Origin of the sequence: Tolypothrix tenuis PCC 7101 (assembly GCF_963874875.1) — a bacterium.
Taxonomy (GTDB): domain Bacteria; phylum Cyanobacteriota; class Cyanobacteriia; order Cyanobacteriales; family Nostocaceae; genus Aulosira; species Aulosira tenue.
Genome location: NZ_CAWNJS010000001.1, coordinates 3209122 through 3230121 on the forward strand (window position 1 = coordinate 3209122; position 21000 = coordinate 3230121).

The 21000-nt window shown below is 41.1% G+C and carries 16 protein-coding genes; 6 read left to right on the plus strand and 10 right to left on the minus strand.

Annotated features, from left to right (window positions below):
• Positions 1-62: 62 nt before the first annotated feature.
• Positions 63-593 (minus strand): hypothetical protein, encoded by a 531-nt coding sequence (locus tag AACU25_RS13105; RefSeq protein WP_190445887.1) that lies wholly within the window; start codon positions 591-593, stop codon positions 63-65.
• 159 nt (positions 594-752) lie between these two features.
• Between AACU25_RS13105 and AACU25_RS13110 the strand changes: the two genes are divergently transcribed.
• The 3 genes from AACU25_RS13110 to AACU25_RS13120 all read left to right on the plus strand — a co-directional run bounded on the left by AACU25_RS13110 (position 753) and on the right by AACU25_RS13120 (position 3130).
• Complete coding sequence (locus AACU25_RS13110; protein ID WP_096576261.1) at positions 753-1460, plus strand: serine/threonine protein kinase; 708 nt, start codon at positions 753-755, stop codon at positions 1458-1460.
• 92 nt (positions 1461-1552) lie between these two features.
• Positions 1553-2548, plus strand: a complete 996-nt coding sequence (holA, locus tag AACU25_RS13115; RefSeq protein ID WP_096576263.1) for a DNA polymerase III subunit delta — start codon at positions 1553-1555, stop codon at positions 2546-2548.
• Between the two features lie 102 nt (positions 2549-2650).
• Positions 2651-3130: a DUF4168 domain-containing protein gene (locus AACU25_RS13120; RefSeq protein WP_096576265.1), complete on the plus strand. Its 480-nt coding sequence runs from the start codon at positions 2651-2653 to the stop codon at positions 3128-3130.
• Positions 3131-3367: 237 nt separating this feature from the next.
• On the opposite strand, the gene AACU25_RS13125 is transcribed toward AACU25_RS13120, so the two are convergent.
• Positions 3368-3982: a helix-turn-helix transcriptional regulator gene (locus AACU25_RS13125; protein WP_096576267.1), complete on the minus strand. Its 615-nt coding sequence runs from the start codon at positions 3980-3982 to the stop codon at positions 3368-3370.
• Between the two features lie 482 nt (positions 3983-4464).
• On the opposite strand from AACU25_RS13125, the gene AACU25_RS13130 reads away from it, so the two are divergent.
• Positions 4465-5763, plus strand: coding sequence for a cation:proton antiporter (locus AACU25_RS13130; protein WP_096576269.1), 1299 nt, complete (start codon positions 4465-4467; stop codon positions 5761-5763).
• Positions 5764-5940: 177 nt separating this feature from the next.
• Here AACU25_RS13130 and AACU25_RS13135 read toward each other — a convergent pair whose 3' ends face one another.
• The 7 genes from AACU25_RS13135 to AACU25_RS13165 form a co-directional block, all read right to left on the minus strand.
• Positions 5941-8235, minus strand: a complete 2295-nt coding sequence (locus AACU25_RS13135) for a hybrid sensor histidine kinase/response regulator (RefSeq protein ID WP_096576271.1) — start codon at positions 8233-8235, stop codon at positions 5941-5943.
• Between the two features lie 13 nt (positions 8236-8248).
• Positions 8249-8692, minus strand: a complete 444-nt coding sequence (locus tag AACU25_RS13140; protein WP_096576273.1) for a response regulator — start codon at positions 8690-8692, stop codon at positions 8249-8251.
• Positions 8689-10113 (minus strand): GAF domain-containing protein, encoded by a 1425-nt coding sequence (locus AACU25_RS13145; RefSeq protein ID WP_096576275.1) that lies wholly within the window; start codon positions 10111-10113, stop codon positions 8689-8691. The genes AACU25_RS13140 and AACU25_RS13145 overlap by 4 nt, the downstream gene beginning before the upstream one ends.
• Positions 10114-10279: 166 nt before the next feature.
• Entirely contained in the window at positions 10280-10843 is a 564-nt protein-coding gene (locus AACU25_RS13150) for a phycobiliprotein lyase (RefSeq protein ID WP_096576277.1), read from the minus strand.
• 355 nt (positions 10844-11198) lie between these two features.
• Complete coding sequence (locus tag AACU25_RS13155) at positions 11199-11873, minus strand: HEAT repeat domain-containing protein (protein WP_096576279.1); 675 nt, start codon at positions 11871-11873, stop codon at positions 11199-11201.
• 226 nt (positions 11874-12099) lie between these two features.
• On the minus strand, positions 12100-12513 hold the full coding sequence (arfB, locus tag AACU25_RS13160) for an alternative ribosome rescue aminoacyl-tRNA hydrolase ArfB (protein ID WP_096576281.1): 414 nt from the start codon (positions 12511-12513) through the stop codon (positions 12100-12102).
• Between the two features lie 163 nt (positions 12514-12676).
• Entirely contained in the window at positions 12677-13168 is a 492-nt protein-coding gene (locus tag AACU25_RS13165; RefSeq protein WP_096576283.1) for a DUF1499 domain-containing protein, read from the minus strand.
• Positions 13169-13517: 349 nt separating this feature from the next.
• Between AACU25_RS13165 and AACU25_RS13170 the strand changes: the two genes are divergently transcribed.
• Both AACU25_RS13170 and AACU25_RS13175 read left to right on the plus strand, forming a co-directional pair.
• Positions 13518-13970 (plus strand): Hsp20/alpha crystallin family protein, encoded by a 453-nt coding sequence (locus tag AACU25_RS13170; protein WP_096576287.1) that lies wholly within the window; start codon positions 13518-13520, stop codon positions 13968-13970.
• A 395-nt stretch (positions 13971-14365) separates the two neighbouring features.
• Positions 14366-15496, plus strand: a complete 1131-nt coding sequence (locus AACU25_RS13175) for a saccharopine dehydrogenase family protein (RefSeq protein WP_096576289.1) — start codon at positions 14366-14368, stop codon at positions 15494-15496.
• Between the two features lie 333 nt (positions 15497-15829).
• Here AACU25_RS13175 and AACU25_RS13180 read toward each other — a convergent pair whose 3' ends face one another.
• Entirely contained in the window at positions 15830-20767 is a 4938-nt protein-coding gene (locus AACU25_RS13180) for a PAS domain S-box protein (RefSeq protein WP_096576291.1), read from the minus strand.
• Between the last annotated feature and the right edge of the window lie 233 nt (positions 20768-21000).

Sequence of the window (21000 nt, forward strand, 5' to 3'; positions counted from 1 at the left end):
TCAAATCCCCGACTTTTCCAGTCGAGGATTTATTTGTTCGTGAGGCGATCGCATTCATCGAGTTACTGATTATATAACCCAAAATATGACTTGACTTCCCATAAGTCTTTCATTCTTTCCAGATAAACTATACTGCCATACTGAGGAGGCCCGGCTGGACAATGGGCATATATTTGAATTAATGCTTGGGAAAAATCAACAGAAAACCCTGGTCGAGTCAACCAATAAAAAACAGACCACCGATAATCATCATTATCACAAAGTTCCTGACACTGTTGTTCAGAAATGAAAGTGAGTTGATCGCTAATCAGCAATGGTGTCAATAAGCTAGATTGATGATTGCTCGTTACCCAATCGTCATAAGTCTCTTTTGTGACATTGTATGCACTCTCAAAACATGAGCCACAGGGTGAAAGTTGCAAAAACCTGATGTTGTCCCAGGGAATAACTTCTCCCTTAGCAATTGGAGAAAAAATTTTAGTAGAGGTTGCAATCAGGTATTCTCCCGCCATCCTGTAATTTTGAATTACAGCAGACACAACTTGTGATTCATGTTGCGATCGCATTTTTCTCTCATCTGCTAATAAAGACAATCACCAGTATATTTACTAATTTTAACTTATTAATATTGTTAACTTTGAAACTTATATTATTGCTGTAACAATGAGTGCGATCGCATGATGCAGCTAGTCAGAGCGTCAGCAATATAATGTATAATCGCGGACAGTTAAACTCCGCTCACGGGAATGAGTATGGATAGAGGACTCATAGATAGGCTGATAGAGACTGTTCATCAAGAGTTAATTCCTAAATTACAGATTGAAAGTATAGCTCCCCACGATCCAGTAAAAATCAGCTATCTTCCCTATCCTTGGCAAAAAGTGGGAGTAGGAAATTACGCTGGAGTAGTCTATCACCCAGATTATCCCAACTGGGTGGTCAAGATTTATGCACCCGGACGGCCAGGTTTTGAAGAAGAGGTAGAAGTTTACCATCGTTTGGGTTCTCACCCAGCTTATTCAGAATGTCTATATGCTAAAGATGGCCTTTTAATTCTGAAGCGGTTATACGGGGTGACTCTTTATGACTCTATTCAACGCGGATTGCGTATCCCCAAGCAAGTGATCCAAGATATTGATGAGGCTTTAGAGTATGCAAGGATGCGAGGACTATATCCCCATGATGTACATGGGCGGAATGTGATGATGTATGAAGGAAGGGGATTAGTGGTAGATATTTCCGATTTTCTTCATGAAGACAAATGTGCCAAATGGGACAACCTTAAAAGAGCATACTATTGGTTATATCGCCCCATCCTCGCCCCATTGCGGCTGAAAATTCCTTACTTTTTACTAGATGCTGTTCGCAAAGTTTATCGCTTCTTCTCTAAGTTAAAAAAATCTGCCGAGGGTATTTTGTCTAAAATTTCGAGAAAAAACAACAAAAAAACATATTTATAAATCCCCAGTCCCCAATCCCCAGTCCCCAGTCCCCAGTACCCAGTCCCCAATCCCGTGATACCTTGAAACAAGAGGAGAACTGAGGCTTTTCCATGCCAATTTACGTTTACTGGGGTGAAGATGATTTTGCCATAGAAAAGGCGGTGGCTGCATTATGCGATCGCGTCCTCGATCCCCTATGGACAAGTTTTAACTACACTTCCTTGCTTCCAGATCAAGCTGATGCGGTGATTCAGGGATTAAATGAAGTGATGACTCCCAGCTTTGGCGCTGGTGGAAGGTTAGTCTGGCTAGTCAATACTACCCTGTGTCAGCATTGTCCAGATAATGTGTTGGCGGAACTAACGCGCACCTTACCTGTAATTCCCGAAAACTCATTTTTATTACTCACCAGTCGCAACAAACCCGACGAACGCTTAAAATCGACAAAATTTTTAAAACAACAAGCTACTGAGTTTCGAGAATTTCCCCTGATTCCCCCCTGGAAAACAGAGTTACTCGTACAAGCAGTACATCAAGCTGCTCATAGCACGGGTGTTAAACTCACAGCTAAGGCGATGGAAGTGATTGCAGAATCCGTAGGCAACGATACCCGCCTCCTCTACAATGAAATGGAGAAATTGCGGCTCTATGGTGCGGCTAGCAATCAGCCTCTAGATGTAGATAGTGTTACCAAGTTAGTCAGAAATACTACGCAAAATAGTTTACAATTAGCAGCAGCCATCAGAAATGGGGATACAGCTCAAGCCTTAGCTACCTTAAGCGATTTAATCAATGCTTCCGAGCCTGGTTTACGCATAGTAGCTACCTTGATTGGTCAATTTCGCACCTGGCTATGGGTAAAAATTATGATGGAAAGTGGCGAGCGCAATCCACAAGAGATTGCGAAAGCTGCGGAAATCGGTAACCCCAAACGTATTTACTTTTTACAACAGGAAGTCAAATTCCTTTCTGTACAGCAACTCATCTCGATTTTACCTCTGCTCCTAGACTTAGAAGTTAGTCTCAAACAAGGTTATTCTGATATGACTACAATGCAGACAAAGGTGATAGAACTTTGTCAAGTGGCTCGAGGAAGTAGAGCATAAATATAAAAATTTAATGGATTAAGAACTTTCTGGAACTTCTTACTTCTAAAATAATTCACAGTCATTATCATATTGCTACTCTAGTTCTGTGTCATACACCGTATGAAAAACATTGCTGATTTCTGTTTCCCAGTAAGCTGGCAAAAAATACTTTCTCAAAGTCTGTCTTACAGTGCGATCGCCACTGCTAGTTTAGTTGCTAGTGTTTTAATAGTAAGTGGTAAAGTTAATGCCCAAAGCCCTCAACCAGTAAATAATGATGAGGTTAACAATTATGCTCAAGCCGTACTAGCAATGGAACCTGCGCGTCAACAAGCCTTTGACGAAATTAAAAAGATTATCGGTGGAAGTGAAATTCCCAAGATAATTTGTAATGACTCCAAAACTATCAGTGCTCTGCCAAAAAAAGCGCAAGATGTTGCAGTAAATTACTGTAATCGCTCTCAAAAAATAGTTGAAGATAATGGATTAACTATTATACGCTTCAACCAAATTACTCTTAACATCCAAAGTGACGAAAATTTAAAACGGCAGATTTACAATCGATTATTAACCATCCAAAATTCTGGCAAACCTCGCTAAACACACACTCATTAATCCTCAAAAATAGTAAATAAAAAGTTTGTAATCATGCAAAAATATTAGGGTTAATTATATGTTTAGCTAACATCAATATTGATATTTTGAATTGCTGAACAACTGTTAATTCATGGTTCAATATACTAATTTATTAGTGGCATTGATGAAAAATTCTCATTCCTAAATTGCTAAACAAGCGGATTGATCCTTAGGGTCAATCCAAAATTTCAACTTGTACAACTACTGTTGCGTTTCCAGAAATGCTTGTCTTTTAGCGTGGATATTTTTCATGTGCTTCTTGACAGTATTCACAGTAATATACAACTTCGTAGCAATATCTTTATAACTATATTTTCCTCGATAAAGAGACCATATTTCTGCTTCTCTTGGGGTCAAGTCATATTTTTTTACTTCTGCGATCGCAATATTTTTGAGAGATTGACATTGATTCTCAATTGTGACTAAGAAATAAGGCATCTGCATACTATTTAAATTTAACCATCTCACCCGAATCCGAAAGACTGTAGTTTGATTAAATACAATTTCATCTGACAGTATCAGCAGTTGATTATCTGTAAAACTGCGACTGTCAATTAAAGATTGGCAAAGCTGCTGGATAACTGGATGAATAAATTTTTTATGACAATTTTCTTGATTCAATTGCGAACAAATTTGTTCGGCGGATGCGTTGGCGTGCAATAGTTCACCCGTCTCATTTAAAATTAAAATTCCATCTTCTAAGTTCTCAATTACTGCTTGAAAAAAATAAACTTGCATTAAGTCAGGATAATTCAGAATCTCTGGCTTTTGTACTTTAATGTTTGGTGTAGTAGCAGTTTGAGTGAGAGTAGTCATATAGTAACGAATCTTAAAAGAATGTTTTCTGTAATAGATTCCATGACATATTTGCATATTGCTAAAAGCCCTATGCATCTATAGCCAAATATGGAGTTTTACTGATAGCAGCAATGGTGATAGTGCTACTGACTAAAAAGTGCTAATTGCTGAATTTACAATAAAAATACTATTTTCAGTAATTAGTTAGCAATACACTTATCTGCAACATAATTTACATACAACACTTTAATTATGAATTTCGGATGAAGTTGATATTAGGTTGATTGTTGGGTGTTTGGTACTTGTGATTTTTCGGCTGACTCATCTATGTTTGGAGGATGCGTTAGTTTGTAGGATGCGTTAGCCATAGCGTAACGCATCCTGCTTATCTACCATTGAACGTAAAATTATACCCATAGAATCACCCTAGGGATGATTAAGAGCAATAGACAATACTACTAAACTGGCAAGGAAAAACTAATTTTTGATACATATTATTTATGGTAGACAGTTATATTCTTGACCTATTGGTCATTGGTCTACTTTTGCTCATAGTTACATTAGGTTCTGGCTGGATTTCGCGTTTACCTCTTTCCTTCGCCCTCATCTATCTAGTGGTTGGTATTTTCTTGGGGCCTTATGGCTTTGGACTGATTCAATTGCGGCGAGATGATGTATTTAATGCGGAATTTCTAGAACGCATCACAGAACTGGTAGTAATTATTTCTGTATTTAGTTGTGGATTAAAAATAGTCCGACCACTGAAATTAGGAATTTGGGATATTACAGCCCGCTTGATTGGCTTTTTAATGCCAATTTCAATTTTTGCTTTGGCTGCTGTGGGCAAATTTTTTTTAGGGATGAATTGGGGAGAAGCGATTTTATTAGGAGCAATTCTTGCACCTACTGATCCGGTATTAGCCTCAGAAGTTCAGCTAACAGATGTCAATGACCAAGATGAGTTACGCTTTGGTTTAACTTCCGAAGGTGGCTTAAATGATGCTTTAGCATTTCCCTTTGTTTATTTTGGCATTTATGCCATCAAAGATGGTAATTGGGATAACTGGTTAAAGAGTTGGTTATTAGTCGATGTCATTTGGGCGATCGCATCTGCTATAGTCATGGGAATTATTGTTGCCAAAGCTGTAGTTTGGATTGATAAAAAAATCCAAAAACGCCGCCGCGCCGATGAGTTGATGGAAGACTTTATTGCTATCAGTATAATTTTTCTGACTTATTCTTTAACAGAAATTGTTAATGGCTATGGATTTTTAGCAGTATTTGTTGCTGGTTTAGTTGCTCAACGCAGTTACCAAGATCCAGAAAAACCTCTAGCACAACTGGGATTTATAGAAAAATTAGAAAAGCTCTTAGAAGTAGGAACGATTTTAATATTAGGAACGATATTGCTGGTACAACCAATGCTCAATTATGCGTTCCAATCTTTAATGGTAATAGTGTTATTATTTTTCGTCATCCGACCCGTAGGTGTTTGGATTAGCACTATAGGTAAACGTCCTTTAGATTCCCCTCGCCGCACTTTACATTCTGGAACTCGCTGGTTATTGGGTTGGTTTGGTATTCGTGGTGTTGGTTCTTTATATTATCTTGCCTATGCATTTGGTAATGGCGTAAAAGGTGAACCAGCCGAACAAATTTCTTGGATAACTTACACCACAATTGTTGTCTCTGTAATTTTGCATGGAATTACCTCAACGCCCTTAATGAAGTGGTATGAAAAACATATTGCTAGCCAACAAAAACCTCATATCCCAGCAACAATTGATGAATTTGAATGATTTGGCATTTGTCATTTGTCATTGGGTAATTGGTAATTGGTAATTGGTAATTGGTAATTGGTAATTGGTAATTGGTGTTTGTTATTTTTCCCCCCTGCTTTTTCCCAGTCCCCAGTCCCCAGTCCCCAGTCCCCAGTCCCCAGTCCCCAGTCCCCAATCCCCAGTCCCCAATCCCCATTACCCAATCTCCGAAATTACCTCATGCAAAGTATTCAATAAAACCTGCGCTGTAAAAGGTTTAGCTAAGAATTCTCGGATACCAAGGCTCTGTTTTTGCTCATGTGGCTCATAGGCCATTAGTCCACTCATAGCAATAATTTGGATATCTGGATTCATGCGCTGTAACATCTGTATCGTTTGAGAACCATCCATGACGGGCATCATCATATCTATTAACACCACGCTGATGTCATCTATATACTGGGCATATAGCGCTAAAGCTCCAATACCATCGCTAGCGGTTAAAACTCTGTAATTATGGGTTTCTAAGGTAGTTTTAGCAATTTCGCAAATGGAAACTTCATCATCTACTACCAAAATTAATTCGTTATTTCCACTTGGTAGGTTTGTATTGGTGACTATATTGGTTTCTGTGGCTTCTCTACTAGGTAAGTAGACTTTAAAACTACTTCCCTGTCCTACTTCACTGTGTACACTGACAAAACCATTGTGGCTTTTAATAATGCTCATGACAGTAGAAAGCCCTAAACCCGTGCCTTTTCCGACTTCTTTAGTAGTAAAAAATGGCTCAAAGATGTGGTTAATAATTTCTGAGGGAATACCTGTTCCTGTATCAGCAATAGTGATGACAACATAAAAACCAGCTTCGGAATTCCCATACATTTGAGCATAGTTTTCATCAATCCACAGGTTTTCGGCGGTAATGCTGAGAATACCACCATCGGGCATGGCATCACGGGCATTTACACAGAGATTCATCAGTACTTGATGCAGTTGTGTTGCATCAGCAAAAACTGTCCACAGATTGGGATTAATATCAGTTTTGGTTTCAATAGATTTGGGAAAAGTTCTGTGAGCAACCTGCGCGATATCGGAGAGCAAATGTCTGACTTGCACCAGTGTGCGGCTTCCTTCCACTCCGCGAGTAAAGGAGAGAATTTGCTGTACTAAATCAGCACCTCGCCTTGCACTACTTTCTAATATCTCTAGTAGCTGCTGACTATTTTCATCTAAATTGGGAAATTTCGCGGGTAGTAGTTGAGCAGTTGCCAAGATGGGCGTGAGAATGTTGTTGAAATCATGAGCAATACCGCTAGCGAGGCTACCCAAACTTTCTAATCTTTGAGTGCGGAGGAATTGCGCCTCTAGTTGCTTTTTTTGGGTGATATCGGTACTGACTTTGAGAATAGATTTGGGGTTACCGGCTTCATCGCGCATCAGCGTCCAGCGACTTTCGACGATGATGTCTTTGCCATCTTTGGTGACTTGCTGCAGTTCACCTTGCCATTTACCTTCTTTGGCTAATATGGCCTGAATTTCTGCGAATGATGGCGAAGTTTCCCCATTTTTCCCTAAAAGTAAAGTAGCATTTCTGCCGACGATTTCTGCTGTCGTCCATCCGTAAAGCCTTTCTGCGCCTTTATTCCAGAATAGGATATGATTTTTTAAGTTACAAACTGCGATCGCATCTATGGAGATATCCAATAAAGCTGCTTGTTCGTAGATTTTTTGTGCTGCTTGTTTGCGATCGGTAATATCTTCAAATGTACCGACATGGCCTAAGAATCGTCTTTCTGTGGAATACATTGGGCTAGCTAGCGCCCGCACCCAGCGAATTTCATCTTGGGGGGTAAGTAGCCTATATTCATCAACCCAAGTGCTTTGTTCTAAGACTGTTCTTTGCCAGTCCTGAGAAACTTCAGTTCTATCTTCTGGGTGAACAGCTTGAATCCAACCGTAGCCTACACTCTGCTGTTCGCTAAAGCCGGAAATGTCATACCATAGAGGATTGCTATATATCAGCTGCCCTTGGGCATCAGTTTGAAAGATAGCTAGAGGAGCTGAAGCACAGAGTGTGCGGAAGCGGTCTTCACTTTCTCGAAAAGCTTGTTCTGCACTATGCCTTTTATAGCGTTCCTGCGCCTCTCGCAACTCTCGCTCTACCGCAGGCACTAGGCGAGCCATATTACCTTTAATGATATAGTCGTGCGCCCCAGCTTTCATGGCCGCAACCGCAATATCCTCGCCAATTGTGCCGGACACAATAATAAATGGTAGATCTAAGTTTTGGCTTTGTAGGAGTTCTAGGGCTGCTAAACCACTAAAGGCAGGTAGGCTGTAATCTGCAATGATGATGTCCCATAATTTTTGATTAAGGGCTGCCTGCATAGAAGCTGCGGTATCAACACGCACATATTCAACATGATATCCACCCCGACGTAACTCTCTTAAAACTAGGAGAGTATCATCTTCAGAATCCTCAACAATTAGAACACGCAGGTGGGGTTTCATTTTAACTGACTTCCTAAACAGGCGGTGTCTCGTTCATTAGGAGCCAGTACATTCCAAGTTGCCGGACTGCTTCTGTAAACTGGATAAAATCTACAGGTTTGCGAATATAACTGTTGCAACCCAAACTATAACTATTGAGTAAATCTTGTTCTTCGCTAGAAGTGGTGAGAATTACTACAGGTAATAAGCTAGTGCGTTTGTCTTCTCGCAAGCGACGCAATACTTCCATCCCATCAACGCGGGGTAGCTTGAGATCTAACAAAATCACAGTCGGTTTAATGTTAATATCTCGACCAGCATGAATTCCAGTCCCAAATAGATAATCTAGCGCTTCCACTCCATCACGAGCCACTACTATCTCATTGCTGATGTGATTGCGCCTGAGTGCCCGAATAGCTAAAGCTTCGTCATCAGGATTATCTTCCACCAACAAAATCATCTTATTGCTTATGCTCATCCACCCACCTCCTCTGCTACTAATGTAAAGTAAAAAGTAGCGCCCTGTTCCACAATTCCTTCTGCCCACACCCGGCCACCATGCCGATGTACAATGCGTTGCACTATGGCAAGCCCAATGCCTGTGCCAGGAAATTCATCTATTCTGTGTAGCCGTTGAAAGGGGCTAAATAACTTGTTGGCGTAAGCCATATCAAAGCCAGCACCATCATCGCGAATAAAGAAAACGGGAATGCCACTTGCTTGAGTGATAGCGCCAAGCTCAATTCTGGCTTGAGTATGCTTGCTGGTGAATTTCCATGCATTATCTATTAAGTTTGTCAATAGCATCTGCAAAAGTCGGCTATCTCCTCGACCCATCAGTCCTGGTTGAATGATGTACTCAACCTGTTGTCCTGGATGACTTTCTTGCATTTCTGTGCAGATTTGCCTAGCTAATGCACTTAAATCCACAGATTCCATCTGCATCTCGCTACGCATCAACCGGGATAAGTTCAGCAAATCATCAATTAATTGCCCCATCCTCTGAGTCGCTGACCGAATCCTTCGGAGGTAGTCTTGGGCTGTGTCATCCAATTCTCCTTCGTAGTCTTCCAGCAGGGCTTGACTAAAGCCATCAATACTACGTAATGGGGCGCGTAGGTCATGGGAAACTGAGTAGCTAAAAGCCTCTAGTTCTCTATTTACTGCTTGTAGTTCAATAATTGCTCGTTGCAATCCTTGGTTGAGGCTCAGAACTGCTTGTTCTGCTTGCTGGCGTTCTTCTACTTCTGCTTGGACATCGGCTAATAGTTCGGCGTGCTGTAAAGCCACAGCTAGATGATTGGCAATTTGGGTAGCAAATTCAATTTCTGTATTGTGCCATGTTCGGGAAGTACGACATTGGTGTATACACAGCAATCCCCAGAGGTTATTACCTTGTAACAGCGGCACTACTAAGTTAGCTTTGATGTGAAATTGCGCCAGTACCTGAATATGGCAATCACTTAGCCCACAACTGTAAATATCGGCAACAGCTTGCACCCGTCCCTGCTGATATTGAACTGCAAACTGCTCGCCAAAGCAATGATCGTGGATTCTTTGTGCCATCGCTGATGGAAAAGCTGGGTCTACATCCTCAGAAACAAATTCTCCATCATCCCAACCAGAATCGGGATAGAAACGAAACATCCCCACTCTATCTGCTAGCAACAGTTGGCGCACCTCTGTGGCTGTAGCTTGAAAAATCGTTTCTAAATCGATTGGTTCTCGCAGACGAGTAATTACACGAAATAATGCTTTTTGCTGCTCAATCAGGAAATTGGCTTGATTAATTTCTTGGCGTAAGGATTGGACTTCTTCTGTAAAAATCTGCTGGATATTTTGGAATACGTCTTCATCTCGGCATAAATCCCGCAGTTTTGCCAATCTCTCTGGGTTCATTCTTTTTATTTGGGTGCTGGTAGTGGTTTTTGGAGAAAGGGAACAGGAAGAGTTAGTAGCGATGAGAGTATTGTAGGCGATCGCATAGCTCTAAGTGCTGAGTTCTGAGTGAAAATCCCACTCCCCAATCCCCATTACCCATTACCCAGTCCCCAATCCCTAAACCCTACTTTGCGGAATTAGCCGCCTGTGAGGCTTTGGCATTTGCTGGCGCACCACCCATGCGAATCTCAGATGAGAAGGAAGCCATACTAAAACCATCTTTGCCTTTGACGACACTTACCCGCATCCGTAAGTTAGGGCTAGCAAACCATAGGCGTTCTTCAGACCAAATGGTTTCAGATTCAGTAGTTAAGGTTAAAGCTTCATCACTGCCTAGCTTATAACGTCCAGTGAGTAAGGACTTCTCCCCACCACTCATTTTGTGCAGTAACTTACCTTCATTAGATTTATCTTCATCTGGTACTAAAACCAACACTGAAGAGCCACTATATTTTTCTCCCTTAAATTCCTTAGTACCGTTCCAAGTAACTTTAGCACCACAGGAAGCTTTACTAGAGTTAACTTCGTGCTGTTCGCACAGTTTGATTACCTCTGGATGGTCTGCTGGCAAAAACTCAAAGATAATATCTGATTTATTACCTTCGGATTTTTGTGTAGCTACAAAGTGACTAGTACGATGAGAAAACCATTTACCAGCACTCAACTCCAAAAACTCTTCTATATTCATCATTAAAACTGCCCTGCATCAAAATGCCGTAAATCCCACTTATTAAAAGGTAGCAGGAGGCGTTACTAAAGAAGTCTGAAGTCTATCAATTTTGGATTTTGGATTTTGCGAAAAGTTGAGCCAGTGCGTTGGACGGGTTCCCCGGCTTGTAGCAACTGGCGTTGCGTGGGTGGGGGAACCCGACTTGAGGAGGCAGTGCTTTGGGCGGCTTTGCCGACTTGTAGCAACTGCCGTCAAACTTTCCTTGGCGTAGCCTCTCCCTTTGGGAGAAGAAGGATTTTGGATTTTTACAATCCTTCACCCTTCTCCTGCAAAGACGCTACGCAAACACCTTTCACCCTTCCCCCTTTACCCTTCACCCTTCATTTGCTTCAAGTCTTTGTAGGGAATAGCTTGCAGCCGCAGCAACGTTGGGATTGCTATCTTTTTCTAGATATTTCAAGGCGGAAATACTCTTGGGAGTGGGAAGATTGCCTAAAGCTTCTGCTAGACGTTGCCGCACTAACCAATCATCGGATTGAGCAAAGCGTAAGATGAGATCTACAGATTCAATATCTTTAATTTCTCCCAGTGCCGCGATCGCAGCTTGATGTAATATCACTTCATCACTGTCTAAGGCTTTAATTAAAATCTCATGGGCGCGGGGGTCTTTAATATTACCTAAGGAGACTGCTACGCTAAAGCGCACTAACCAATCTGTATCCTCATAAAAAGCTCGTGACAGCACTTCAAAGGCTCTCGCATCGCCCAAATAGCCTAAAGCGCCCGCAGCATCAGCACGAATGCCATAATCTGGGTCATTCTCCAGAATTTTTACCAAAAGTGGGTAAGATTCTGGGGTTTGCTTAATTCCTAAAGCAAATATTGCCATTGAGCGCAATTGCAGCGATTCATCATCCAATACCTTTTTGATTAAAGGTAAAGCATCCTCTGCTGGAACATCGCGCAGATTAGCCAAGGCTACCATGCGATCGCGCAGGTTGGGGCTTTCTAACTGGTCAGAAATTTCCTTTAAGGTGAGAGCAACCATTTAGATTAAAAAAATTTGTTTACTTATCTTTACTTTACAAAATAAATTCTCATAAAGCCCATTTTCCCATTGGCGGTTATCCGAAGAGGTAGGGGAGCAGAGGCAGGGGGCAGGGAGCAGGGGGACAAGGGGAATAATTTTTAACAACTCTTGTACAGACGCGATTCATCGCGTCTCTGCAATTCTCGTACAGATGCGATGAATCGCGCCTCTAAAAGTCAACATTTCACTCAATGACTGGTTTTCTGGCTAATTTAATTAGTTTTCGCTTAGTTTTACTTTCCAGGCGTTTTTTTTGAGAACTGCGAGTTGGTTTAGTAGATCGGCGTTTTTTCTTGATGACAACTACACTGTTAATGAGTTCTTGGAGTCTTTGTAGAGCTTCTTCCCGGTTCTGTTCTTGGCTGCGGTGTTCTTGAGCTTTGATGACAACAACTCCCTCTTGGTTAATGCGTTTGTCGTTGAGCTTGAGTAGTTGCTCTTTATAGTAAGTCGGTAATGATGAAGCCTCAATATCAAAGCGTAAGTGAATAGCTGTAGAAACCTTGTTAACGTTTTGACCACCTGCTCCTTGTGAGCGAATCGCGCTAATTTCGATTTCGCTATCGGGGATGATGATATTGTGAGAAATTTGTAGCATAACTTAATATATAGCATCCAAATCGCGTAGGGGTAGCCTGTTGTAGACATCGCCCTACACTGATTCATTGAAAGCGACGGGAAACTCTATCCACTTGGGGCATAGGGCATTGGTAGTTTCTTCCCCATGCGCCATGCCCGATTCCCCATGCCCTATGCCCGATTTAAATATTTAAATCACGCAAAGCCAGACGAATTTGCTCTACACGCCTGCGGTTGACACCCAAATCGGAATCGCCCAAGCGAGATGCTGAACGCACATGAATTACTGGCTCATTGGGAGGTAGATAAAACTCTACATCATCAACAAATTTGAAAATGCGGCTTTTAGAAAGAGCATGGATGTAATTATCTGTCTGTTCGACAATTTCTGTGCGGGGAACAACACCGAGAACCTTGATTAAGACTTCTCGCGCTTTGTCCCTATCTAAATGATACGGAATTGGGTCAATGGCGTGTTTTGCATCAGCATCTTGGCTGACAACACAGTTAGGGGAAGCCGGACAAGAACTCAGATGACCATTATTCACTCCCAAACTAGAAGCAGCAGCCCAAGAAACGGTAGGAAGGATAAAACTCATCATCAGAGTTAAGAATATTGCCAAAGTAATACTCCTCAAGCGTTGCGGCGTGAAAGCTCTTAGCAGACGATGCATGATGAATTTATTCCTCAAGGATTGAATAGCACTCAATTATTGTCCCTCATTTGGTGCGATCGCCCCTTGAACGCGATTCCTCGCGTCTTTGGAAATTATCACTTTCAAAATTGGTTCATTTCCGTTCTTAAATACCCTAATTATTTTGTAGCTTATTCTGGTTTACCGAACATATAAATTCGAGTAGACCGTACTTATTTAAGCTGTTTTATTGAGTGCGGTAATCATCAAATATTGAGTGATAAAAACCGAATTTACACTTTTAGTTACTATTCATAATATGAATATGTAAGCGAAAAGAGAACCGCAAAATAAACCATTAAAGAGAAAGTATTCAAGAGGAAAATTTATGACAGTAGTTCGTTGGAATCCCTGGAGAGAAATTGACACCCTACAACGTCAACTCAATGACCTTTTTGAAGAAACTAGAGTTCCATCTGCTGGGGTTGAAAGAGGCGGAGTTAGAGTTCCTGCGGCTGAGTTACAAGAAACTGAAAATTCTATTCTGCTGAAGTTAGAAGTTCCAGGTATGGAAGCGAAAGACCTGGATGTGCAAGTAACAGAGAAAGCTGTTTACATTAGTGGTGAACGCAAGCAAGAAACCAAAGCTGAAGAAAAAGGCACTACCAGAAGTGAATTTTACTATGGTAAATTCCAACGTTTAATTCCTCTACCTACAAGAGTGCAAAACACCAGCGTTACCGCAGATTATAAAAATGGAATTTTGCTTTTGACACTGCCCAAAGTAGAAGCAGAAAAAACTAAAGTTGTCAAAATCAACTTAGACCAAGCATCTGCGTAAATCTAATTCCAACGAATGCACAGTTTTAATGTCTTTGCGCGTTTAGTGATTTAATCTAAATCCAAGCTCAGTTGTCTGAATACAACTGAGCTTTTTTTATACTTAATATTTGTTATTTGTCTAATACTCAATTACCAATTACCAATTACCCATTACCAATTACCCATTACCCATTACCCATTCCCCATTCCAATGTCTAACTTGTTGCCGATGACAAGCAGGGCTGAAAATTGTTGCAATAAGTCAGTCGGTGGAAAGAAACGAAACTATGTTACGAAACATAAATAGGCTTAAAATCCTTACAAATGACAATTTACTAAGGACGAATGACAGCCAAAGCCAGTTATATAGAACTTACGCCGACCACTAAAAGCTAGTTTTGCCCAGCAGTAATCATGACAAACCGCGTTTTAATTTTGGGAGGAAGGGGGAGAATTGGTAGCAGTGTTGCTCAAGATATCGCCACCCACACCCAAGCAAAAATTACAATTACCGGACGTTCTCCAGGAAATGAAGGGGATGTAGACGCGAGGTGGCTAACTACCAAACAGGACTGGAATCTGGGAACAGAGGTAGAGTTTTTGGTGTTGGACTTAGCGGAAGTTGATAGACTGCAAGAAGCGATCGCAAATTCCGATTTAGTTATCCACTGTGCTGGCCCCTTTCACTACCGAGATACTAAGGTTCTAGAAATTTGTATAGAAAAAGGTGTCAACTATTTAGATGTCAGCGACCATCGGTCTTATACTAGTAAAGCTTTAAATTTGGATGCACAGGCTGCGGCTGCTAATGTCACAGCAATTATTAATACGGGGATTTTTCCTGGTATTTCTAATAGCATGGTGCGTCAATGTGTAGAGCAATTGGATCAACCCGAAAAAATTCACTTAAGTTATTTAGTATCAGGTTCTGGTGGTGCTGGTATCACTGTGATGCGAACAACTTTTTTAGGGTTACAGCATCAGTTTGAAGCTTGGATTGATGGCAATTGGCAATTAGTTAAACCATATAGTGAAAGAGAAATTGTTAATTTTGCATCCCCCTATGGACGGACTGGGGTTTACTGGTTTGATATGCCAGAAACTTTTACGATGCCCCATTCTTTCCCTTCTGTGAAAACTGTAATTACAAAATTTGGTTCAGTCCCCGATTTTTATAATCACATGACTTGGATAGCAGCGCATATTTTCCCGAAATGGTTAATGCAGCGTCGCGCCATGATTGAATTTCTATCTCATGTCAGTCATTTTATGACAGATGTGACTAATCCTTTTACTGGGATTGGGGTAGCAGTACGTGCCGAAGTTACAGGGCAAAAGCAGGGGAAAACAGCCGTTTATTTTGCAGATTTGATGCATGAAAATACTGCTTTAGCTTCTGGTTGTGGTACAGGCAGTATCGCTCAATTGCTACTAGAAGGCAAATTCAAAAAACCAGGAGTTTCACCTGTAGAAGAAGCATTACCAACAGATTTATTTATAGAAACTATGAAAAGTCGGGGGATTGAAATTTATTGTAATTGGTAGGGAATGGGGAACTCGGGGCCCCCTCTGGGGATAAGGGGTAATGGCAATACTGCTCGGTTAAGGATTTTATACTCGGAATTTGGTTTGGGGAAAAGGTGAAAGGGTAAGGGTTAAAGGTTTTTCTTGCCCCTTTTCCCCTTCCCCTTTCCCCCTTAACCGACAAGTATTGGGGGTAATGGGGACTGGGGAACTCGGGGCCCCCTCTGGGGATAAGGGGTAATGGGGATTAGGGATGAGGAAAAATCTCTATTACCAATTACCAATTACCAATTACCAATTACCAATTACCAATTACCCAATGACAAATGACAAATGACAAATGACAAAATATCTTTAATCTTTTACTTCTAAGAGTTGTTTAATTCTGGTTGTGAGTTGATTGAGTTTGATGGGTTTGGGGATATAGTCGTTTGCGCCGGCTGCTAAACATTTTTCTCTATCGCCTGGCATGGCTAAAGCTGTGAGGGCAATGATGGGAATATTGACGAAGTTTTGCTCTAGTCGGATTTGCTTGATTGCATCTATGCCATCCATTCCTGGCATTTGAATATCCATCAAAATTAAGTCGGGAAGTTTGGTTTTGGTGAGAGCGATCGCATCTTGACCATTGTTTGCCAAAATTATCTTGTATCCTTTTGCCTGTAAATAACTAGAGATTGTCAAAACATTAGCTTCGTTATCTTCTACTAATAAAATTAGGGGTGAATCTTCTACTGTTTCTTCACAGGTGGAATTTAGCTCCGGTGATGAGTTGACTGGCTCACAAGAAGATTCCCAGAGATTGTTACAGGGTAAGTCAACAGTAAAGCAACTTCCTACACCTAGTTCACTCGTCACTCCTACTTTACCGCTATGCAATTCTATAATCCGCTTGGCGAGGGCTAGCCCTAAACCAGTACCAGCGTATTGACGGTTTAAAGCACTATCAATTTGGATAAAGGGTTTAAATAATTTTTTGATATTTTCTGGGGCAATCCCAATACCTGTATCAATGATGGCAATGCGAATGAAACTTGTGAGGGATGTATTTTCTACTTCTTGGGTGAGTTGTTGACGATTCACTTCTAAGGTAATTCTTCCGCCTTCGGGTGTGAATTTTACAGCATTATTGAGGAGGTTAATTAAAACTTGGCGGATGCGTCGTTCATCGAGCAACAGTTTTGGTAATTGTGGCGGAATTTTTACTTCTAATTGAATGCGTTTTTGTCCGGCTTGTTGTTTAATGAACGCTAAACTGGATTCGCAAAGTTTACGCATAGCTATGGGAGCATATTCTAATTGTAGCTGCCCTGCTTCAATTTTAGATAAGTCTAAGATGTCGTTAATTAATTCTAATAGATGTTCTCCACTGCGTTCAATGGTTTGCAAACTCTGCCTTTGCCTATCATTAATTGTGCCTAATATCTCGTCTTGCAACACTTCCGACATACCCAAAATGGCATTGAGGGGGGTGCGTAGCTCATGACTCATATTGGCCAGAAATTCATCTTTGAGGCGGGTAGCACGGGCGAGTTCGGCATTGGAAGTAGCAAGTTGTTCGTTTGTGAGGTAGAGTTGAGCTTCTGCTAGTTTACGTGCAGTCACATCGCGATCCATGCCGCGATAGCCGCGAAATTCTTTATTGGCATCAAAAATCGGAACTCCGCTCGTTTCTAAAGTAACTAATCGTCCATCTTTATGGTAATTAGTGTTTTCTAAACATTGAAAAGGAGCTTGTACAGAGATAAATTTTATAAACTCCTGTGATACTTTTTCTGCTTCTTCTTGTGGCATTAAATCAAATGGAGTTTTGCCGATAAATTCCTCGGGAGAATATCCTAAAAGATTGATAATTTGCGGACTCACATAGGTATAATAACCAAACTCATTTGTTTCCCATACACAATCACTAGATGTTTCTACAAGATTCTGAAAGCGTTCTTTGTTGTGCTGAAGTTCCAATTCTAATTGTTTGATAGCGGTAATATTTCTGGCTGTGCCTACCAGGGCATAAACTTCTCCATTGTCACGTTTTAAGGGAACTTTAATCGTATCAAAAGTATTAATTATACCTGAAAAATTAAGAGTTTCTTGGATGCGTAACAATTCTCCTGAGTTAAATACTTGCTGATTTTTCTGGACAAAATATTCTAATTTTTGGTCTAGAAATAGTTCAAATAAAGTTTTTCCTTCTATTTGCTCGTGAGGTTGCTGAAATAATTCTTGAGCAAAACTATCGTTACAATAAATAATTCGCATATCCTGACGCTCTATGACAAATAAATAGTCGGGAATTGCATCAATAACAGCTCGTAATTCGGCGGTACGCTGGGTAACTTCTTCTTCTAAAGTTTGATTTTGTTTTTCTAAAATTTCTAGCAGGTGATCGCGCTCTTGTTCTGTTTGTTTACGCTCTGTAATATCTTCCCCGATGGCACCAATGCGATAAATATTCCCAGCCAGATCTTTGATGGGGAAGCATCTACCCCAGATCCACCGAATTGAGCCATCCGGTCGAATGATGCGATACTCTTCACTAAAGAATCCCTTGCCTCTTGCGGCTTCATAGGCACCAGCAATGCGGGGTACATCATCTGGGTGCATTGCAGCCATCCAAGAGTCGGGATTTGCATACAAGCTTTCTCTGGATCGCCCCCAGACTTCTTCGTAAGTAAGGTTGGTATAAAGTAACTCTCCTGAGTCAACCTGGCGCAGTAACATGACTTGGCGGCTGTTTTCGGCAAACTGGCGAAATTTCTCTTCACTATCCCTCAGTGCATTCTCAGATTTTTTGCGTTCGGTGATGTTTTGCGTCATGGCGATACCCGCAATTACATTACCCTGTTCATCTCGCACTGGAATATGATGTATTAGGTAAAATTTATCGTGATCTGGAACTTCTGCGATCGCAGATTCCCCAGCTAGTGCTTTTTGAAATAGAGGCACGAATATTTGACATACTTCCGGGGGAAAGATTTCCCAAATTGTTTTTCCTTCCATTGCTGCTTTGCTCAAACCTGCCCTAGCTAGTTCTGAGCCTCCTATTAGTAAGTAGCGCAGGTCATGATCAAATAGTGCGACTGTACCATTGGGAAAGTTATCTATGAGGATGCGATAAAGTTGCTGGCTGCGGCGCAAAGCTACTTCTGCTTGTTTGCTGGGAGTGATATTAGTAATTGTGCCGACATAACCAATCACCTTTCCTTCTGTATCTGTTTCGGGCACAGCTTGCCCAAATACCCAAGTTTCACTGCCATCCGGTTGCACAAACCGATATTCTAAACACAACCTTTCGCCTGTTTGAATTAAACGATGCCATTGAAACTCAACTAACTCTCTATCTTCTGGGTGCAAAGTTACTAGCCATCCGCACCCTAAAGCGGCTTGGCGAGTTAAGCCTGTTTCCTGACACCAGCGTTCATTGACATACAAACAATTTCCTTGAGCATCTGCACGGTAAATGCCAACGGGGGCGGATGCAGCTAGGGTGGCGTAACGTCGTTCGCTTTCCTGTAATGCTTGCTCGATTTCCTTGCGTTCTGTAATATCTTCATAACTAGCGACAACGCCAATAATTTCACCCTCAGCGTTGTGTAATGGTATTTTATTGGTGCGTAACCATCTGTGAAGATTACCGATTTTAGTAAATGGTTCTTCAATATTAAATTTGGGCTGACCAGATTCCATGACGAGGCGATCATCTGCTTGATAAAGTGCTGCTTGCTCTCGCCACACCATCTCAAAGTCTGTTTTGCCAATAATTTCTTGAATAGATGAATGTCCGCTATCTAAAAGCAATTGGCGGTTGCATCCCATGTAGCGGCAGTTTCTATCTTTCCAAAAGATAGCTATGGGTAGGCTATCCATAACGACTTGCAAGAGAATTTGGTTTTCTTGGAGTGCCTTTTGTGCTTTTTTGTGTTCGCTAATATCTCGTCCTTCAGGAATTAGCATGATGACTTTTCCTGATTCATCTTTCACCGGACGAATAGAAAAGTCTACGGTGACTATTTGACCTTCTGCATTCAAAATTTCTACTTCGTAGCGGATAAATTCACCTTGGGAGGCAAGTGCGATCGCTTGTTTTAAACTGTTCTCCTCTGTGGGAGCAACTGTCAACCAATTAATTTCCCACAACGGGCGATTGATCACATCTTCTAATTGCAATCCCCGAAAATCTAAAGCTGTTTGGTTGATCTCAAGTACAATTCCTTCAGTTGTTAATAGCCCAGCAAATTGAAAACTGTGATTGAAAATAGCCCGAAATCTCTGTTCGCTCGCTTGCAATTGTTCTGTTCGTTCTTGTACCTTATTTTCTAAAGATTTGTTGAGATTTTGCAGTTTTTCATACAGTTCTGCCTGTTGGATGCCTACAGCTAGCTGCACAGCAAGTTGCTGAAGTAAATCTAGTTCATTTGTTTGCCACTCACGAGTATGGCTGCACTGGTGGGCAATTAGTAACCCCCAAAGTTGATTTGTCGGATCTCCCTGGTTGTTTGCTTCTGTATTCAGCAAAATGGGTACAACCAGAGTAGCTTTAACTGCCAACTGCTCTAGGAATTCGATATGGCAAGCTGTGAATTCAGCATCATGAATATCAGAAATTGCTCTAATTTTGCCATCACCATAGGCTAGTCTCTGATTTTCTCGAAAGCAAGTGTCGTTGATGTGATGGTTGAGAGAACTTTTCCACGGAGATAGTACTGATTCAGCAGAGATTTTGCCATTTACCTCACAGTCAAACTGGTAGACAATTACCCGATCTGCTCCCAGAAATTCTCGCACCTCTTGCACTGCTGTTGCCAAAATTTTCTCTAAGCGTAAAAACTGACGGATGCGGAGTAACATTTGTGCTAACAACAGTTTTTGTTGCTCTTGCATCTGAATCTGCCGCTTGAGTTGAGTTTTCTCTAAGACGGTATGAATAGCACGGCAGAATCCAGTTTGGGTAAGTTTTTCCTTGATTAAATAGTCACAAGCACCACCTTTGATGGCTTGAGCTGCGATCGCACCATCTAAGAGCCCCGTTAACATCATTGCTGGTAGTTGAAAACTATCAAATTTTAGCCGTAACTTGTTGAGAAATTCTAAGCCATATACATCTGGCAATCGATAGTCTATCAGTATTAAATCTGGCTGGTTCTGCGTCAGGTAGCTCCATGCTTCTAATCCTGTCTCCACCTCAACTACATCATAGGTGGCAGTTGTATCCTGTTTTAAGTAACTGCGGTATAAAGCCCTATCTTCTGGAGAATCTTCCAGAATCAAAATTGAGTAGTGAGAGATTAACATGGATGATTTTATTTATGTAATTACACTTAATTGGATTGGTTAAAAAAGTGGAACACAATGTATCTGTCGGTAATCTTATCTGCAATTAGAGGTTCTTTGATAGACAAAAAGCTAAGAACTTACTGAGTTAAATTTTGGTGCAAAATTTTACAATCATTCAATAAATATATTGCATATTGTTGAGAATAAAAACCACAGTAAATAAATTTATTGAAAGCGGCGGGAAACTCTAT